The following is a 16389-nucleotide window of genomic DNA, read 5'->3' as shown; positions in this document are numbered from 1 at the left end:
GCGGGGGCCTGGTGGCGGCGGCGGCGGCCCCCAACCCCCCCCGGGGGGGGGGCCCCCCCCGCGCCCGCCACTACCATGCCTCCGTCTTGACCTCTTGATCTATTGACCTCAACCAATGTTGAGGTGCGATAACAGTCTCCCCACGGCCAGCCCCCTCTGGCCTTCCCCACGGAGATTGCTTCGATGTCGTACTCGCTTCCCCCGCTCCCCTATGCCTATGACGCCCTTGAGCCGCATTTCGATGCGCGCACGATGGAAATCCATCACAGCAAGCACCACCAGACCTACGTCAACAACCTCAATGCCGCCATCGAGCAGGCCGGCATCGCCGAGCAGCCGGTCGAGGCGCTGATCGCCAACCTCGATGCAGTGCCCGAGGCGCAGCGTGGCGCAGTCCGCAACAACGGCGGTGGCCACGCCAACCACAGCCTGTTCTGGACCGTGCTCAGCGCCAACGGCGGCACGCCCGATGATGAGCTGGCCGCCGCCATCGACCGCGATCTGGGTGGCTTCGATGCCTTCAAGGAGGCCTTCACCAAGGCCGCGCAGACCCGCTTCGGCAGTGGCTGGGCCTGGCTGACCAGCGATCGCGACGGCCGCCTGAAGGTTGAAAGCAGCGCCAACCAGGACAGCCCGTTGATGGGTGCAACGGTCGGCCTGTCCGGCAATACCCCGATCCTCGCACTGGACGTCTGGGAACACGCCTACTACCTGCACTACCAGAACCGCCGCCCGGACTACATCGGTGCGTTCTTCAACATCATCAACTGGGCCGAGGTCGGCCGGCGCTACCGCCAGGCCCGGGCCTCATGAGCGGCGAGACACTGCCGTACGCCGGGCCGTGGGCGGGGGTCTTCCCCGCCCCGGCCCCGGTGCCGTCGGTCGAGATGCCGCCGCGTGCCCTGCGGCGGCTGCTCGGCCACTTTCCTACCGGCGTGGCCATCGTCTGCGCGCGCGATGCGCAGGGCAAGCCCATCGGCCTGACCATCAATTCGTTTGTGCCGGTGTCATTGCAGCCGCCACTGGTGCTGTGGAACCTGGCGTTGCACGCGCAGAGTCTCTCCACCTTCCAGCGCGCCACCCGCTTTGCGATCAGCGTGCTGGCGGCCGACCAGGAAGCACTGGCCCGGCGCTTTGCCGATCCGCAGGTACGCAACCGCTTCGACGGTCTGGCATTGCTGGATGACGACGAGGACGCCCCACCGCGCATCGCCGGTGCGGTAGCGCACCTCACCTGTACCCGCCACGCGCAGTGGCCGGTCGGCGATCACCTGCTGCTGGCCGGCCGCATCATCGAAGTGCACGAGAACGGAGGCGCGCCGCTGCTGTTCCATCGCGGCCGCTTCCAGCCGGGACCGGCCGAGCTGCTGGTGGAGGTGCGCTGATGAACATCGAGACTCTGGAATGCATGCTGGCCAGCGGCAAGGACGGCGCGCTGCTGCGCTTCGGCCTGGGCAAGGGCTGGCTGGATGCCGGCAACCCGGTGCGCGCAGCGACCCATCTGGGCCGTTGCGTGGTCCTTGATCCGCAGTATTCGGCGGCGTGGAAGCTGCTGGGCAAGGCCTGGCTGGCCAGTGGCCAGCCGCAGGCGGCGCGCGAAGCGTGGCAACGCGGGCTGAGCGTGGCCGGCAGCAAGGGCGACCAGCAGGCACGCAAGGAAATGCAGGTGTTCCTGCGACGCCTGGACCGCGAGCAGGCGGATCTGGCGAAAGCGGGCTGAGTCGATCAGCCCGCGTTGGCCGATGCCGGTGCGGACATGATGTCCGACATCGGCAGGCGGCGCGGCTTGCTCGGGAACGCGTGGCGCAGGATGCGCCAGACCACCTGGCCGAACTGGCGCGGCAGCGAGCCGTTGTTGTAGTGCTGGCCGTAGCGGCGGCAGATGTCCTTCACTTCCTTGGCGATGGCCGCATAGCGGTTGGCCGGCAGGTCCGGATAGAAGTGGTGCTCGATCTGGTGGCTGAGGTTGCCCGACAGCACGTTGATCAGGAAACCGCCACTGATGTTCGACGAACCGCGCAGCTGGCGCAGGTACCAGTGACCGCGCGACTCATTGCGCAGGCACTCCTTCGGGAAGGTTTCCGACTCAGCGGTGAAGTGGCCGCAGAAGATGATCACATAGGTCCAGATGTTGCGCAGGCCGTTGGCGACCAGGTTGCCCAGCATCACCGTGAGGAAGAACGGGCCGGCCAGCAGCGGGAAGAACACGTAGTCCTTCAGCACCTGACGGGCCATTTTTCGCGCCACCGGGCGGGTCTGCATCCACATTGCACGGCCACTGATGCGGCCCTTCAGCCAACGGCCCAGGCGCAGGTCCTGCGCGGCCACGCCCCACTGGAACAGCAGCGCGAAGATCGGCGCGATGATCGGCTGCAGCAGGTAGAACGGCTTCCAGCGCTGTTCCGGGAAGATGCGCAGCAGGCCGTAGCCGATGTCATCGTCCATGCCACGCACGTTGGTGTAGGTGTGGTGGCGGAAATTGTGGGTCTTGCGCCAGTTGTCGGCGGTGGCAACGATGTCCCACTCGTAGGTGTTGCCGTTGAGCTTGGGGTCGCCGGTCCAGTCGAACTGGCCGTGCATGACGTTGTGGCCCAGCTCCATGTTCTCAAGGATCTTCGAGAGCGCCAGCAGCAGCGTGCCGGTGATCGCGGCCGGCCACAGCAGCGGCATCCAGAACAGTGGCGAGAACGCCGCCAGGAACAGCAGGCCACGGCCACCCACGCCAAACCAGCGTACGGCGGCGGCCACGCGGCGGATGTAGCGGGTATCGGAGGCGCCGAGGCTGCCGATCACACGGTCGCGGATCGCGTCGAGTTCCTCACCGAAGGCATGCATCTCGGCAGTACTCAGGGCACGGTCGGTAGCGCGGGTCATGGCAGGCGTCCTCAGAGATCCAGGGTCAGGTCGGTGGTCGGTGCGCTCACGCAGATCCGCACCGGCTGTGCCGATTCGGACTGCAGGTCGCCGGTGCGCAGGTGGCGGGTGGCGCCACTGACGCGGTCACAGCTGCAGCTGTTGCAGATACCCATGCGGCAGCCGTGTTTGGGCTTGATGCCGTGGGCTTCGAGGCTTTCCAGCAGCGAGCGGCCACGCGGCACGCTCAATTGGCGGCCACTGCGCGCAAGCGTCAGCGACACCTCACCTTCGCTGCTGGCATCGCGCAGCGGCACCGGCGGTGTGAAGGCTTCGGCCTGGAAACCGGCCACCTGGTGCGCCAGACGCTCGCGCGCGGCGGCAACGAAGCCATCCGGGCCGCAGGCCAGCACATGGCGCTGCGCCAACGGCGTGTCATCGCCGGCCACCTGCAGATCGTGGGTATCGATACGCGCGGCCGGTGCTTCGCCTTCGCGGGTGGTCAGCAGGTGCACGCGCAGGTTCGGGTTCGCTGCGGCCAGCGCCTGCAGTTCATCACGGAACTGCAGGTGGGCGGCGGTGCGTTCCCAGTAGAACAGGTCCACCGGCGCCGCCAGCGGGCGCTGGCAGGCCTCGCGCAGCAGGCTGCGCATCGGCGTGATGCCACTGCCGGCCGCCAGCAGCAGCACCGGCGCCGCGGCCGGCATATGGAATTCGCCGAAAGCGGCATCGAGACGGAACAGTTCGCCCGGCTGCGCATGGTTGACCAGATGCTGGCTGACCCGGCCGCCGTCGATCGCCTTGACGGTGATCGCCAGCTCGCGCCGACCGAGTGCGGTCGGGCTGTAGCTGCGCTGCCACAGGCGTCCTTCAATCTCGACGCCGAGGGTGACGTGCTGGCCGGCACGCATACCGGCCCAGTGCCGGTTGGTGCGCAGGACCAGGGTCGCCGCGCCCTCGCCGGCCGGCTCGCGCCGGACCAGGCGGGCCACCGGCTCGCGCAGTGTCCACAGGGGATTGAGCTGGCCCGCCCAGAAATCGAACAGCGACGGCGAGACCCAGCGGTACGGAGAGAACAGGGACGGACGGACGACAGCGCTCATGGGCGCACTATACGGGCGCACATACACCTGTGTATACATGTGTATATTGAACCGGATTGGGTATGATTCAGCCTCGCCCCACCGGAACCCCCATGGCCGCCGCCACCGCCTTGTCGACGCCCGAAGATGCCAACAGCCCGGCCCGCCGTACGGTGAGTCGCGAGGATCTGCTGGCTGCTGCCCTGAAACTGATCGGGCCGCACCGCAGCCTGTCCACGCTCAGCCTGCGCGAAGTGGCGCGTGAGGCTGGCATCGCGCCGAACAGCTTCTACCGGCAGTTCCGCGACATGGACGAACTGGCCGTGGCGCTGATCGATGCGGCCGGCCGCTCGCTGCGCACCATCATCGGCGAGGCCCGGCAGCGCGCCACCTCCACCGCCACCAGCGTGGTGCGGGTCTCGGTGGAGACCTTCATGGAACAGCTGCGCGCCGACGACAAGCTGCTGCACGTGCTGCTGCGCGAGGGCGCGGTCGGCTCGGACGACTTCAAGCACGCGGTCGAACGCGAGCTGCACTATTTCGAGGAAGAGCTGCAGCACGACCTGGTGCGCCTGGCCGCACTGGATGGCGCCGTACTGCATGCCCCGGAACTGGTGGCCAAGGCCATCACCCGGCTGGTGTTCGCGATGGGTGCCACCGCCATGGACCTGCCGCCGGAGAAGGATCCGGAGCTGGTCGAACAGATCTCCACGATGATCCGCATGATCATCGTCGGCGCGCGTACCCCCGCCGCGTTCCGCCGCGGCTGATCGAGGTCCCTGGGTCGGACCCCTTTCCAGAGGAAAGGGCTCTGACCCGCCCCAGCTCCATGAAGCCCGCCACGCAGTGCAGGCCGGTGCCCAGCTGCAGCTGGGCCAGCGCTGGAGCGCATGGGGTGACCTGCGTGTGCAGCGTGGCGACAGCGGCTATCGCAACCACGGTGCCCAGGTCGGCCTGCGCGCCGCCTGGTAAGCCCCTCGCCGCCCCGGGGCCAGACCGGGGCGGCGTTCCTCGATTTCGATCGCACCCTGCCGGGCATGACATCCGGCAGGGTTCTGGCGTTGATTTGTAATGTTATAACACTGTCGTCCGCGATGTTCTGATCCTGCTTCCGGCTTCGTGATTGCACGGACTTATTTATATAGCCGTTGCTATATCTATGACCCTCTGCTTTCATATGCGTCAGCCAGGTCGCCCTCGCCGCCTTTCCTCTCCCAAGGACGACGCCTTCATGCCCGTTTCCAGACCCCTTTCCCGCCGGCTGCCTCTGGCTGCCGCCATCGCCCTGACCCTGCCGTTGCCCGTGCTGGCAGCCACACCAAAGCCGACCGAGCTGGACCGTGTGCAGGTCAAGGTCAGCACTGCCACCCGCAGCGAACGCCTGCTGTCCGATGTGCCGATCCGCACCGAAGTGCTGCGCAAGGAAGACATCGCGCTGCGCGCGGCCACTGACTTCTCGCGTGCCGCAGAGCTGATCAACGGCCTGCGCGTGGAAAGCAACTGTCAGAACTGCAACACCAGCGAGGTACAGCTGCTGGGCCTGCCCGGCGCCTACAACCAGCTGTTGTTCGATGGCATCCCGCTGCTGTCCACGCTGGGCAGCGTGTACGGGCTGGAACAGATTCCGGCCGGCTTCGTCGACCGCATCGAAGTGGTCAAGGGCGGCGGCTCGGCACTCTATGGGCCGGGCGCGGTGGCCGGTGTGATCAACCTGATTCCCCCGCTGCCGGCGCGCAGCGGTGGCCATGTGCAGGCCGGCGTGGATGTGCTGAAAGGCACACCGCAGAAGAACGCCGACGTGCGCCTCGACCTGGTGGCCAAGGACGCCGACGCCGGGCTGTCGGTGATTGCCCAGCGCAACTGGAACAGCGGCATCGACTACAACGCTGACGGCTACACCGAGATCACTCGCAAGAACCTCAAGGTCGGCGGACTGCAGGCCTGGTATGCGCCCACACCGGGCACACGGCTGCGCCTGGACCTGCAGGTGACCGATGAAACCCGCCGCGGCGGCAACCGCCTGGACCAGCCCGAATACCTGGCCAACATCGCCGAATCGCTGGATACGAAGTACCGCCGAGGCAGCGTGTCGTGGGATCAGGAGATCAATGCCGACGTCGATTTCCGCCTGGCCTATGCCTTCGCCGACATCGACCGTGACAGCTTCTATGGCGGCCTGGGCGACGTGGTCACCGATCCGTCGGCGCCGGGCTATGACCCGTCGCAGCTGGACCCGAACGTGGCCGGCAGCGCGGCCTCGCGGTCGTGGCGCCAGTACGGCCGCACCCACAATCCGCTGCACTACATCGACAGCCAGTTGAACTGGCGGTTGGGTGCGCACGCGCTGGCCTTCGGCGTGCAGTACAAGCACGAGGCGCTGCGCGACGACAACCGCACCGGTGACGGCCAGCGGCTGGCGGTGCTGGAAGATGCCACCTTCCACAACCTCGGTGCCTTCATCCAGGACGAGTGGAGCCTGCGCGACAACGTCGACCTGGTGCTGGGAGCGCGCGTGGACAAGAGCTCGGAACTGGACAGCGCGGTGTTCTCGCCGCGCATCGCGCTGGCCTGGCAGGCCACGCCCAACCTGAAGTGGCGGGCAGGCGTTGCCACCGGCTTCCGTGCACCGGAAATCTTCGTCGAGGATGTGCATGTCGATACGCTGGGTGGCGAACAGGTGCGCGTGCGCAACACCGACGGCCTGAAGGAAGAGCGCGCGTTGACCACCCTGTTCGGCTTCGACTGGCGCTCGGACCCGGCCAATCCGGTGTGGAGCTGGGATGCCACCGCCTCGTATGCGCGCATCCGCGACACCTTCGCACTGGGCGAGATCCAGCGCGGCGATGACGGCCAGCTCAGCCAGCTGCGCTACAACGCGTCCGGTTCCAATGTGCTGGGCGCGGAAACCAACCTCGGCTGGCAGCCGTCGCCGCAGTGGCGCTTGACCGCGGGTGCCTCGTGGTACCGCTCGCGTTTCCGCGAACCGCAGCGCATCTTCGACGACACCGGCGACGGCGGCGACACCGTGATCGAAAGCCGCGACTATCTGAAGACCCCACGCTGGACCGGCCTGACCCAGCTCAGCTGGATGCCCGCCGAGCCGTGGGAGACCTTCGTCGCGCTGCGCCACACCGGCCCGATGTCGGTGCTGAACAACCGGCTGGGCGAACTGCATCGCACGCGTTCATTCCTGGTGACCGATCTGGGTGCGCGCTGGCACCGCCATCTGGGCGCTCAGGCGCAGCAGGAAGTGTCGGTGGCCGCAGGCGTCAAGAACGTGTTCGACCAGCGTCAGAAGGATCTGGAAGTGGGTGCGCTGCGTGACAGCGACTATGTCTATGGGCCGCGCTTCGCGCGCTCGTGGTACGTCAACCTGCGCTATGCGTTCTAAGCCACTACGAGCGTTGTTGCTGGCCTGTGCCGTGTTGCTGGCCGCTCCGGCGATGGCTGCGGACCTGCACGCGCAGGTCTCGGCCTCGCTGATGCGGCCGGAACAGCGCTCGCTGCGGCCGATGCAGTGGTCATCGCCACCGAAGCTGGTGGCGTTGTACTTCGGCGCCGACTGGTGCGCGCCCTGCCATGCCTTCGTACCCACACTGCGCAGCGTGCGTGACGCATTGCGCGAGGCCGGCGCCGATACCGAAGTGGTGTACGTCAGCCTGGATGAGAGCGAGGCCGCGCTGCGCCGCTACATGCACGCGCAGGAGATGCCGTGGCCGGTGCTGGACCCGCGCCGCGCCGCGCGCATGCCGGCACTGCAGGCGCTGGCTGGGCTGGCACCGCCGAATCTGGTGCTGATCGATGCTGACGGCAAGGTGCTGGCCAATGGTTGGCAAGGCCGGCGTTACGAAGGCCTGCAGCCCGTGTTGAAGGAATGGACGAAACGGGCGTGCGCGCAGCAGCAGGCCCATTGTCCCAACGCCGGCATCCAAGCGCTGTAGCGCCGGGCCATGCCCGGCGAATTGCTTGACGCAGCCTTACGGCCGCCGGGCATGGCCCGGCGCTACCGTTACGGCGCCCCGCCCTCGGCCTTGCGCACGAACGCCTCGAACAACGCCAACGTCTGTTCGCTTACGTGATGCTCGATACCCTCGGCATCGCGCCGTGCGGTATCCGGGTCCACACCCAGCGCCAGCAGGAAACGCTCCACCGTCTGGTGGCGCTGGCGGCTGGCATGGGCCAGCGCCTCGCCTTCCGGGGTCAGGAACACACCGCGGTAGGGCCGCTGCACCACCCAACCGTCACGGGCCAGCCGCCGCAGCATCTTCGCCACGGTGGGCTGGGCCACGCCCAGGCGGGTGGCGATGTCGACCTGGCGGGCCTCGCCGCCGTCGGCCAGCAGGTCCGAGATCAGCTCGACATAGTCCTCCACCAGCTCCATCCGGTGCGCCTCGCGCACTTGCCGGAAGCTCTCGACCTGGCGCTCGGCCTCGATCAAGGGGGTGCTTTTCAGCGATGTCGAATCGTCGGTCTTGCCCACGCCTGCGCCTGTCCTTCCGGTTGCTCCGGTGTTGAACCTGAATTCTGGACCAGTAACGCGATAAAGACGATTGTTTCACATTGCTAATGACTATAGCAGGAGCTATATTCGGAGCCATGAACACCCTGGCACCCCGCGACCCTTCGGCCTCCACTCCGGCCAGCCTGGGTGCGCTCAACGCCTCGGTGGCGGTGCCCGACAAGGGCCACTGGTGGTTCCGCCTGCTGGCCTTCCTCGGCCCGGGCTACATGATTTCGGTCGGCTACATGGACCCGGGCAACTGGGCCACCGACCTCGCCGGTGGTTCGCGCTTCGGTTACCTGCTGCTGTCGGTCATCCTCATCTCCAACCTGATGGCGGTGATCCTGCAGGCGCTGTCGGCGCGGCTCGGCATCGCTACCGGCATGGACCTGGCGCAGGCCTGCCGTGCCCGCTACCCGAAGCCGGTGAACCTGGCGTTATGGGCGCTGTGCGAGGCGGCGATCATCGCCTGCGACCTGGCCGAGGTGATCGGCACCGCGATCGCGCTGAAGCTGCTGTTCGACCTGCCGTTGCTGTGGGGCGCGGTGATCACCGCGCTGGACACGCTGCTGGTGCTGCTGCTGATGAACCGCGGTTTCCGTGCGCTGGAAGCCTTCGTGATCGCATTGCTGATGGTGATCTTCGGCTGCTTCGTGGTGCAGATCGCGCTGGCTGCACCGCCGGTGATGGAAGTGCTTGGCGGGTTCATCCCGCGCGCGCAGGTGGTGACCGATCCGCACGCGCTGTACATCGCCATCGGCATCATTGGCGCCACGGTGATGCCGCACAATCTCTATCTGCACTCGTCCATCGTGCAGACCCGTGCCTACCCGCGCACCGATGAAGGCCGACGCAGCGCGCTGCGCTGGGCAGTGACCGACAGCACCCTTGCACTGACCCTGGCACTGTTCATTAACGCCAGCATCCTGATCCTGGCGGCGGCCGTGTTCCATGCCAATGGCCGATTTGATGTGGAAGACATCGAACAGGCGCACCAGCTGCTGGCACCAATGCTGGGCGTGGGCGCAGCGGCGACACTATTTGCGATCGCGCTGCTGGCCTCCGGCCTGAATTCGACGGTGACCGCGACGCTGGCCGGCCAGATCGTGATGGAAGGCTTCCTGCACCTCCGCCTGCCGCCGTGGCTGCGTCGGCTGATCACGCGCGCACTGGCGATCATTCCGGTGGTGGTGGTGATCATGCTGTTTGGCGACCAGGGCGCGGTAAAGCTGCTGGTGCTGAGCCAGGTGGTGCTGTCGATGCAGCTGCCGTTCGCGATCATCCCGCTGGTGCGGATCGTGACCGACAAGGTGACGATGGGCGCGCTGGTGGCCCCGCGCTGGCTGGGCGGCATCGCCTGGGTGATCGCACTCGTGATCGTGGCGTTGAACGTGAAGCTGCTGGTGGATACCTTCAGCGCCCAGTAGATCCACGCCATGCGCGGATGCCTTTTTAGAGTCGAGCCATGCTCGACTCATTCCATCACCGCGCGAACAGCAGTCGAGCATGGCTCGACTCTACAGAAAGCAAATCCCGCCAGCAGATCCGCGCCACGCGTGGGTGCCTTTGTAGAGTCGAGCCATGCTCGACTCATTCCATCACCGCACGAACAGCAGTCGAGCATGGCTCGACTCTACAGAAAGCAAATCCCGCCAGCAGATCCACGCCATGTGTGGGTGCCGTTGTAGAGTCGAGCCATGCTCAACTCATTCCATCACCGCGCGAACAGCAGTCGAGCATGGCTCGACTCTACAGATGCAGCGCAATGGCGGCTTCAATCTGCTGCGGCGACTGGAACCCGGCCAGGCGGGTGCGTTCGTCGCCGTCACGGAACAGCGAGAGCGTCGGCGTCTGCCGCAGCCCCAGTTCCCTGAAGAAGGCCTCGCCCAGTACCTCCAGCTGCACGCGCAGCAAGGTGGTGCCCTGCCCCGCCACGCTGTTGGCCACGCGGTGCAGCGACATTTCCAGCATCCGGCACCCCGGGCACTGGTCCTTGTGGAAATCCACCAGTACCCGCGGATGTTCGGCCAGCAGCTGCTGGAACTGCTCAGGCGTGGTGGCGTCGATGATCTGCATCGGTGTTGCTCCAGTAATGGGCCAGGACCGCGTCGGTCCAGGCCTCGATGGCCGCGGCATGGCGAACGCCATGCGGCATCTGTTCGATCTCCAGCGGCGGGTAGTCGCTGCGGAAGTAGCGGATCAGCCGGTGCACGGCGCCGCAGTAGTAATCCTGCCCCCACTGCGTTTCGCCGGTACCGAACACCGCCAGCTGCCGTGGCCGCTCGCCGCGCTCCGTAATACCGGCCACCCACGCCTTCATCTCCGCCGGCGTGCGGCCGGCGTTGTCGGTCCAGCAGCCCAGCAGCACCAGGTCGGCCTCATCGGCGGCCAGAGGCGGCGCCTGGCGCGGGTCGTCGGCCTCCTGCCAGTGCACCGCATGGCCCGCTGCGCGGCAACGCTCGGCAATCTGCCGGCCGAGCTCGCGGGTGTTGCCACTCAACGAGGCCACCACCAGCAGGATGCTCAGCGCTTCGCTGGGCTCAGAGGTCGTCGAAGCCGTTGTCGACGTTGGTCTTCTTGTAACTTGCATTGCGCATCTCGAAGAAGTCGGTCTTGGTTTCGGTGAAGTTGTCGGCGTAGGCCTTGATCCACGGCATCACGTTGTCGGTGGTGTCGCTGTACAGGCGCTCGATGCCGAGCATGCCGGCCATCTTGTTGGCGCGGTACTTCACGTAGCGCACCATCTCGTCCACGTCGATGCCGTCGATACCGTCCAGCACCTCCGACGACCACTGCGTCTCCAGCTCGATCGCGTGTTCGAATGATTGGTGCACGTAGGCGGTCAGCTCGTTGGTCTGCAGCTCAGGGTTCTCGCCGATGATGGCGCGGATCAACTCGCTGATGAACTTGGTATGCGCCAGCTCGTCGCGGTTGATGAAGCTGATGATCTTGCCGGTGCCGTTCATGCGGTTCTGCCGCACCATGTTGTAGAAGTAGGCGAAACCGGAATAGAAGTTGATGCCTTCCAGGATCGAGGACTGGATCAGCGACTTCAGCAGGGTCTCGGCGGTCTTCTCGCGCATGAAGTCGTCATACGCGCCCATGATCGGTGCGTTGCGCTTGATGATGGTCGGGTGGGTGCGGGCGATCTCGAAGATGCGGTTCTGGTTCGGCAGGTCGGTGATCGAGGCCAGCACGTAGCTGTAGCTCTCGTTGTGGATCACTTCCTGCTGGCCGATGATCGCTGCATTGGCATGCGCGGCGGGATCGGTGATGTACTCGGCCACGTTGTAGATGAAGCGGGTCTGCGGTGAATCCAGCGTGGCCAGCAGGCCGATGATCGAGTCGTAGGCGTTCTTTTCGCGCGCATTGAGCTCGCCGTACTGGCGGGCATCGAGCTTCATGTCGACCTCATCGGGAATCCAGAAGTTGGTCGACAGCTCCTTGTAGGCCCGATAGAACGACGGGTACGGGATGTCGTTCCAGTTGAGGATGCCGCTGGTGCGGCCGTTGATGATGCCGGTGCTGCGGTTGGGATGGCGCGGTTCGAGGATCTTGATGCGGTCGAGGGGGGTTGCCATGGGTTTCTGCCTTCGTTCTCTTTCTATCGTGTTGCCGGCCAGCGGCCGGCACTACCGTGGGTCGCCGGCGGTCAGCTGGAGCACCACTCGCATTCGCTGATGTCGATGTCGTTGGAGCGCACGTAGTAGGTGGTCTTCAGGCCCTCGCGCCAGGCGCTCAGATGCAGCTCCAGCAGCGTGCTGGCGCGGATGGTGCTTGGCACGTACAGGTTGAAGCTGATCGACTGGTCGACGTGGCGCTGGCGGCGTGCGTTCTGGCGCACGCTGGCGAACTGGTCGACCTTGTAGGCACCCTTCTCGTAGTACGGCCAGGTCTCCAGCGACAAACCCGGAGCGGCCACCGGACGCCGGAAATCCTTCTTTTCCTCGTAGTAGAACGCGCTGTAGATCGGGTCGATGGAGGCGGTGGAACCGGCAATCTGCGCGGTGCTCATGTTCGGTGCCACCGCCAGCAGCCAGCCGTTGCGCAGGCCGTGCGTGGCGACCTCGCGGGCCAGGCTGTCCCAGGCCGCGCCGCTGTAGTCGCGGTCACTGAAGTAGCGGCCGTTGTGCCAGTCGCTGCCGGTGAACATCGGGTAGCTGCCTTTCTCCTTCGCCAGCTGCGCGCTGGCCTGGATGGTCAGGAAGTTGATGCGCTCGTAGAGGCGGTCGGCCAGCTCCTCGGCATCCGGCGATTCCCACTGGATCGCCTGCTGCGCCAGCAGGTGGTGCCAGCCGAACGTGCCCAGGCCGATGGCACGGTACTTGCGGTTGGTGATCGTGGCCTGCGGCACCGGCAATGCGTTGAGGTCGATCACGTTGTCGAGCATGCGCACCTGGATCGGGATCAGGCGCTCCAGCACGTCGGTGGCCAGCAGGTCATCCGGCGCACTGATCGCACGTCCGAGGTTGATCGAGGACAGGTTGCAGACCACGAAGTCACCGGCGCGGCGCGTAGTCACGATCTGGTCGCCGCTGACGATCTCCTGGATCATCCGCGTCGGGCTCATGTTCTGCAGGATCTCGGTGCACAGGTTGCTGGAATAGATCATGCCCGCGTGCTTGTTCGGGTTCCGGCGGTTGACCTCGTCGCGGTAGAACAGGAACGGGTTACCGGTCTCCAGCTGGCTGAGCATGATCCGCTTGAACAGATCGATGGCCTTCACCGTGCGGCGGCTGATGCGCTCATCGGCCACCAGCTCGGCGTAGCGGTCACGGAAGCTGCCCGAACCACGCTTCTCGTCGTAGAAGTCCTGCAGGTACCAGCCCTTGGCCTGCTTCACCTCGTGCGGGTCGAACAGGTACCAGTCGGCGCGACGCTCGACCGCTTCCATGAACAGGTCGGGCACGCAGACCGAAGTGAACACATCGTGCGCGCGCAGGCGCTGGTCGCCGTTGTTGAGGCGCAGGTCCATGAAGGCTTCGATATCGCGGTGCCAGATGTCCAGGTACACCGCCACCGCGCCCTTGCGCTGGCCGAGCTGATCAACCGACACCGCAGTGTTGTTGAGCTGCTTGATCCACGGCACCACGCCACCGGAGGAATTGGCCACGCCACGGATCGGCGCGCCGCTGCTGCGCACATAGCCCAGATAGGCACCAACGCCGCCGCCGTGCTTGGACACGCGGGCGATATCGGTATTGGAGTCATAGATGCCCTGCAGGCTGTCGTCCACCGTGTCGATGAAGCAGCTGGACAACTGGCCGCCGACCTTGCCGGCATTGGCCAACGTCGGCGTGGCCACCGTCATGTACAGGTTGGACAGCGCCCAGTACGCCTCGCCGACCAGCTGCATGCGCCGCTCACGCGGCTTTTCCTCCTGCATCAGGTACAGCGCGATGGTCAGCCAGCGCTCCTGCGGCAGTTCGTAGACTTCGCGGCTGCGGTCGCTGGCCAGGTAGCGCGTGGCTAGCAGGTACAGGCCGTTGTACGCGAACAGGCGATCGCGTTCCGGGTCGATCATCTCGCCGGCCTGCTGCAGTTCTTCCTTCGAGTAGCAGCGCAGGATGTCGTTGCTGTAGATGCCGCGATCGGCCAGGCTTTCCTGCAGGCCCACGTAGGAACCGTACTTCAGTCCAACATCGTAGAAGCGGTTGCGGCTGGCGCGCTTGTACAGGCGGCGCAGGTAGATGCGCGCGGCAAACTGTTCCCACTCCGGCGCGACCAGGTCCACCCGCGACTCGGCCTCGCGGATCAGCAGATCGACCAGGTCATCGGCGCTGATGCTCGGTTTGCGTTCGACCATCGACTGCACTACACGGCGGTAGTCGCTCACATCCAGCTGCGGGAACTCGGCATGCACGGCGTCGATGCTGCGCTGCAGGCGCTCGGCCTCGAACGGCAGGCGACGGTTGCCGGCCTCCTTGGTGATCCAGGTCGGCACGCGCTCGCCACCGGCGCGCAAGGCGTCGCCAGCGCCGGCCAGATCGGCCACGCGGAAGGTACTGTCGGTCATGGTGGTGAAACTCCAGGCTCGCACGCGCGTTGGCGGTCGATGCCATGGCGGCCCTGCACGCGATACCGGCGCACGGGGCGGTCGGGGTGGGATGCCAAAGCGCGGGAACACCAGATCGTCGGCAACAGCCTGCGCCTGCGGCCGGTATCCGGGCCGTGGGGGCGATCTGGGTCCGCTCGATGGCGGCCGCGTCGACACGGCAAGCCTTCAGGGGCGGGCCGCGGGACGTTTGCTGCATGTCCGGCGGCGGCGGCTGACCGGGAGTGACGGACACAACATAGTGGGGATATTCCAGCCCGTCAACACAAGATGCGGTAATCAGCACATGTCGCGACGATCAGTCGCAGGATGCCGTGTTGCACCTGCGGCGCCTTGTCGACAACGCCTGCGTCCCCAGTTCGGTACAACATCAACTTTCCCCGGAACACCGCCCATGCGCGCTGCCCAGTACCCCTCCTTCGGCGACCCGGCCGACGTCCTTGCCATTGCCGATGCCGCCTTGCCCGAGCCCGGCCCCGGCGAGGTGCGCATCCGCACCGTGCTGGCCTCGATCCACAACCACGACCTGCTGACCGTGCGCGGCCTGTATGGCTACAAGCCAACGCTGCCGGCGATCGGGGGCAGTGAAGCACTGGGCGTGGTCGATGCACTCGGCGATGGCGTCGACGGCCTGCAGATCGGCCAGCGGGTTGCCGCCGCCTCGGTGCACGGCACCTGGGCTGAAGCCTTCATCGCGCCGGCACGCATGGTGATTCCGATGCCGGAGGCGATCCCCGACGAAATGGCCGCACAGCTGATCGCGATGCCGCTGAGCGCGCTGATGCTGCTGGAATTCCTGCACGTCGAAGCGGGCCAGTGGATCGTGCAGAACACCGCCAACGGCGCAGTGGGCAAATCGCTGGCGATGCTGGCGCGGGCGCGTGGCGTGCATGTGGCCAACCTGGTGCGCAATGCCGATGCGGTCGCACAGTTGAAGGCATTGGGCATCGATCATGTGTTCGACACCTCGGTAGACGGCTGGAAGGATCGCGTGCGTGAGGCGACCGGCGAAGCGCAGGCCGCGGCCGCGGTGGATTCCATTGGCGGCGACGCCAGCGGCGATCTGGTCGACCTGCTTGGCCACCACGGCACCCTGGTGTCGTTCGGTGTGATGAGCGGCGAACCCATGCGCATTCCCGCCGGCGGCCTGATCTACAAGGAAGCCACGGTGAAGGGTTTCTGGGGCAGCAAGGTCAGCCAGGCGATGGCGGTGGAGGACAAGCGCCGGCTGGTTGGCGAACTGCTGAAGCGCGCGGCGAGCGGCGAACTGACCCTTCCGGTGGAGCAGATCTTCGCACTGGACGACATCGCCCAGGCAGCAAAGGCCGGTGCGGGTTCGGGCCGCAATGGCAAGGTGCTGCTGCGGCCTTGATGCAAGGCGCTGGATCCGGCGGCGCTACGCGCCGCCCCATCCCAATGGATAATGTCTACATCGTCTTTGCTGAAGAAGAAATCACGTTGAGCGGAATGAATGGTCGGAAGGTGCTGCTGGCAACCTTTCTCGGGAGCAAACACCCACCTGACGATGTTCGGCCCTCCGAAGACTACTGGAGATTGATCGGTACCAACGGGACCATTGTTCTTGAGGAATCCCAAACGTCCATGGCCAGGCATCAACGCGGCTTGCGGGTGCTGGTCCAGTTTCCTGGAAGCATCACGGATATGGGGCTTGCGTGCCACAACGAAGTGCCGGACAGCCTTTGGATTTTCGTCTCCGACCTTGAAATCCACTCGGGTGATTGAGTGGATCGGGGTTGAATGCCGCAACGGCGCCCGAAAGCGCGAAGTCACCACCCGCTCCAATGGTTAAGAACCTGTGATGTATAACTGAATGCGCTTTCGTCATTGGAAGGCGCACGTGGCTGCGTGCGGTACTGACGGCTCCTCCCCCGTTCGGC

Annotated in this window: 17 protein-coding genes; 10 read left to right on the top strand and 7 right to left on the bottom strand. The window is 65.9% G+C overall.

Annotation, left to right across the window (positions count from 1 at the left end; genetic code table 11):
* Window positions 1–183: 183 nt before the first annotated feature.
* The 3 genes from V3B64_RS00300 to V3B64_RS00290 are packed head-to-tail and all read left to right on the top strand — an operon-like array spanning window position 184 to window position 1720.
* Window positions 184–813 (top strand): superoxide dismutase, encoded by a 630-nt coding sequence (locus V3B64_RS00300; protein WP_049462787.1) that lies wholly within the window; start codon window positions 184–186, stop codon window positions 811–813.
* Entirely contained in the window at window positions 810–1385 is a 576-nt protein-coding gene (locus V3B64_RS00295; RefSeq protein WP_033833194.1) for a flavin reductase family protein, read from the top strand. The genes V3B64_RS00300 and V3B64_RS00295 overlap by 4 nt, the downstream gene beginning before the upstream one ends.
* Entirely contained in the window at window positions 1385–1720 is a 336-nt protein-coding gene (locus V3B64_RS00290) for a tetratricopeptide repeat protein (protein WP_329913314.1), read from the top strand. Before V3B64_RS00295 ends, V3B64_RS00290 begins: the two co-directional genes overlap by 1 nt.
* Window positions 1721–1725: 5 nt before the next feature.
* Here the strand turns inward: V3B64_RS00290 and V3B64_RS00285 are convergent, their stop codons facing one another.
* A complete protein-coding gene (locus tag V3B64_RS00285) occupies window positions 1726–2874 on the bottom strand; it encodes an acyl-CoA desaturase (RefSeq protein ID WP_024957648.1) in 1149 nt (382 codons plus the stop codon).
* 11 nt (window positions 2875–2885) lie between these two features.
* A complete protein-coding gene (locus V3B64_RS00280) occupies window positions 2886–3956 on the bottom strand; it encodes a ferredoxin reductase (protein ID WP_329913313.1) in 1071 nt (356 codons plus the stop codon).
* A gap of 92 nt (window positions 3957–4048) precedes the next feature.
* On the opposite strand from V3B64_RS00280, the gene fabR reads away from it, so the two are divergent.
* The 4 genes from fabR (at window position 4049) to V3B64_RS00260 (ending at window position 7876) form a co-directional block, all read left to right on the top strand.
* Window positions 4049–4705 (top strand): HTH-type transcriptional repressor FabR, encoded by a 657-nt coding sequence (fabR, locus tag V3B64_RS00275; RefSeq protein ID WP_005409961.1) that lies wholly within the window; start codon window positions 4049–4051, stop codon window positions 4703–4705.
* Window positions 4706–4781: 76 nt separating this feature from the next.
* Window positions 4782–4907 (top strand): autotransporter outer membrane beta-barrel domain-containing protein, encoded by a 126-nt coding sequence (locus V3B64_RS00270; protein WP_239669041.1) that lies wholly within the window; start codon window positions 4782–4784, stop codon window positions 4905–4907.
* Window positions 4908–5166: 259 nt separating this feature from the next.
* The gene (locus V3B64_RS00265) at window positions 5167–7326 is read left to right on the top strand and encodes a TonB-dependent receptor (protein WP_329913312.1); all 2160 of its coding nucleotides are present in this window, start codon (window positions 5167–5169) and stop codon (window positions 7324–7326) included.
* Window positions 7316–7876, top strand: a complete 561-nt coding sequence (locus V3B64_RS00260) for a thioredoxin-like domain-containing protein (protein ID WP_121503495.1) — start codon at window positions 7316–7318, stop codon at window positions 7874–7876. The genes V3B64_RS00265 and V3B64_RS00260 overlap by 11 nt, the downstream gene beginning before the upstream one ends.
* A gap of 68 nt (window positions 7877–7944) precedes the next feature.
* Here the strand turns inward: V3B64_RS00260 and mntR are convergent, their stop codons facing one another.
* Window positions 7945–8415: a manganese-binding transcriptional regulator MntR gene (mntR, locus tag V3B64_RS00255; RefSeq protein WP_014037494.1), complete on the bottom strand. Its 471-nt coding sequence runs from the start codon at window positions 8413–8415 to the stop codon at window positions 7945–7947.
* A gap of 116 nt (window positions 8416–8531) precedes the next feature.
* Between mntR and V3B64_RS00250 the strand changes: the two genes are divergently transcribed.
* Window positions 8532–9863: an Nramp family divalent metal transporter gene (locus V3B64_RS00250; protein ID WP_329913311.1), complete on the top strand. Its 1332-nt coding sequence runs from the start codon at window positions 8532–8534 to the stop codon at window positions 9861–9863.
* A gap of 322 nt (window positions 9864–10185) precedes the next feature.
* On the opposite strand, the gene V3B64_RS00245 is transcribed toward V3B64_RS00250, so the two are convergent.
* The 4 genes from V3B64_RS00245 to V3B64_RS00230 form a co-directional block, all read right to left on the bottom strand.
* Entirely contained in the window at window positions 10186–10512 is a 327-nt protein-coding gene (locus V3B64_RS00245) for a thioredoxin family protein (protein WP_005409967.1), read from the bottom strand.
* Window positions 10484–10963, bottom strand: a complete 480-nt coding sequence (locus tag V3B64_RS00240) for a flavodoxin (protein WP_329913561.1) — start codon at window positions 10961–10963, stop codon at window positions 10484–10486. The genes V3B64_RS00245 and V3B64_RS00240 overlap by 29 nt, the downstream gene beginning before the upstream one ends.
* A gap of 13 nt (window positions 10964–10976) precedes the next feature.
* Entirely contained in the window at window positions 10977–12017 is a 1041-nt protein-coding gene (locus V3B64_RS00235; protein ID WP_024957408.1) for a ribonucleotide-diphosphate reductase subunit beta, read from the bottom strand.
* A gap of 71 nt (window positions 12018–12088) precedes the next feature.
* Window positions 12089–14452: a ribonucleoside-diphosphate reductase subunit alpha gene (locus V3B64_RS00230; RefSeq protein ID WP_071229075.1), complete on the bottom strand. Its 2364-nt coding sequence runs from the start codon at window positions 14450–14452 to the stop codon at window positions 12089–12091.
* Window positions 14453–14885: 433 nt separating this feature from the next.
* Between V3B64_RS00230 and V3B64_RS00225 the strand changes: the two genes are divergently transcribed.
* On the top strand, window positions 14886–15863 hold the full coding sequence (locus tag V3B64_RS00225) for a zinc-binding dehydrogenase (RefSeq protein WP_071229076.1): 978 nt from the start codon (window positions 14886–14888) through the stop codon (window positions 15861–15863).
* A 44-nt stretch (window positions 15864–15907) separates the two neighbouring features.
* Window positions 15908–16234 (top strand): hypothetical protein, encoded by a 327-nt coding sequence (locus V3B64_RS00220; protein WP_049400602.1) that lies wholly within the window; start codon window positions 15908–15910, stop codon window positions 16232–16234.
* Window positions 16235–16389: the final 155 nt, after the last annotated feature.

This window comes from Stenotrophomonas sp. SMYL86 (assembly GCF_036320025.1).
Classification (GTDB): Bacteria; Pseudomonadota; Gammaproteobacteria; order Xanthomonadales; family Xanthomonadaceae; genus Stenotrophomonas; species Stenotrophomonas maltophilia_A.
This window is presented reverse-complemented; position numbering and strand designations above follow the sequence as displayed.

Bases quoted from the DNA above. Each gene is read 5' to 3' on its own strand.
- V3B64_RS00300 (WP_049462787.1), top strand. From the start codon at position 184: ATGTCGTACTCGCTTCCCCCGCTCCCCTATGCCTATGACGCCCTTGAG.
- V3B64_RS00295 (WP_033833194.1), top strand. From the start codon at position 810: ATGAGCGGCGAGACACTGCCGTACGCCGGGCCGTGGGCGGGGGTCTTC.
- V3B64_RS00290 (WP_329913314.1), top strand. From the start codon at position 1,385: ATGAACATCGAGACTCTGGAATGCATGCTGGCCAGCGGCAAGGACGGC.
- V3B64_RS00285 (WP_024957648.1), bottom strand. From the start codon at position 2,874: ATGACCCGCGCTACCGACCGTGCCCTGAGTACTGCCGAGATGCATGCC.
- V3B64_RS00280 (WP_329913313.1), bottom strand. From the start codon at position 3,956: ATGAGCGCTGTCGTCCGTCCGTCCCTGTTCTCTCCGTACCGCTGGGTC.
- fabR (WP_005409961.1), top strand. From the start codon at position 4,049: ATGGCCGCCGCCACCGCCTTGTCGACGCCCGAAGATGCCAACAGCCCG.
- V3B64_RS00265 (WP_329913312.1), top strand. From the start codon at position 5,167: ATGCCCGTTTCCAGACCCCTTTCCCGCCGGCTGCCTCTGGCTGCCGCC.
- V3B64_RS00260 (WP_121503495.1), top strand. From the start codon at position 7,316: ATGCGTTCTAAGCCACTACGAGCGTTGTTGCTGGCCTGTGCCGTGTTG.
- V3B64_RS00250 (WP_329913311.1), top strand. From the start codon at position 8,532: ATGAACACCCTGGCACCCCGCGACCCTTCGGCCTCCACTCCGGCCAGC.
- V3B64_RS00245 (WP_005409967.1), bottom strand. From the start codon at position 10,512: ATGCAGATCATCGACGCCACCACGCCTGAGCAGTTCCAGCAGCTGCTG.
- V3B64_RS00235 (WP_024957408.1), bottom strand. From the start codon at position 12,017: ATGGCAACCCCCCTCGACCGCATCAAGATCCTCGAACCGCGCCATCCC.
- V3B64_RS00230 (WP_071229075.1), bottom strand. From the start codon at position 14,452: ATGACCGACAGTACCTTCCGCGTGGCCGATCTGGCCGGCGCTGGCGAC.
- V3B64_RS00225 (WP_071229076.1), top strand. From the start codon at position 14,886: ATGCGCGCTGCCCAGTACCCCTCCTTCGGCGACCCGGCCGACGTCCTT.
- V3B64_RS00220 (WP_049400602.1), top strand. From the start codon at position 15,908: ATGGATAATGTCTACATCGTCTTTGCTGAAGAAGAAATCACGTTGAGC.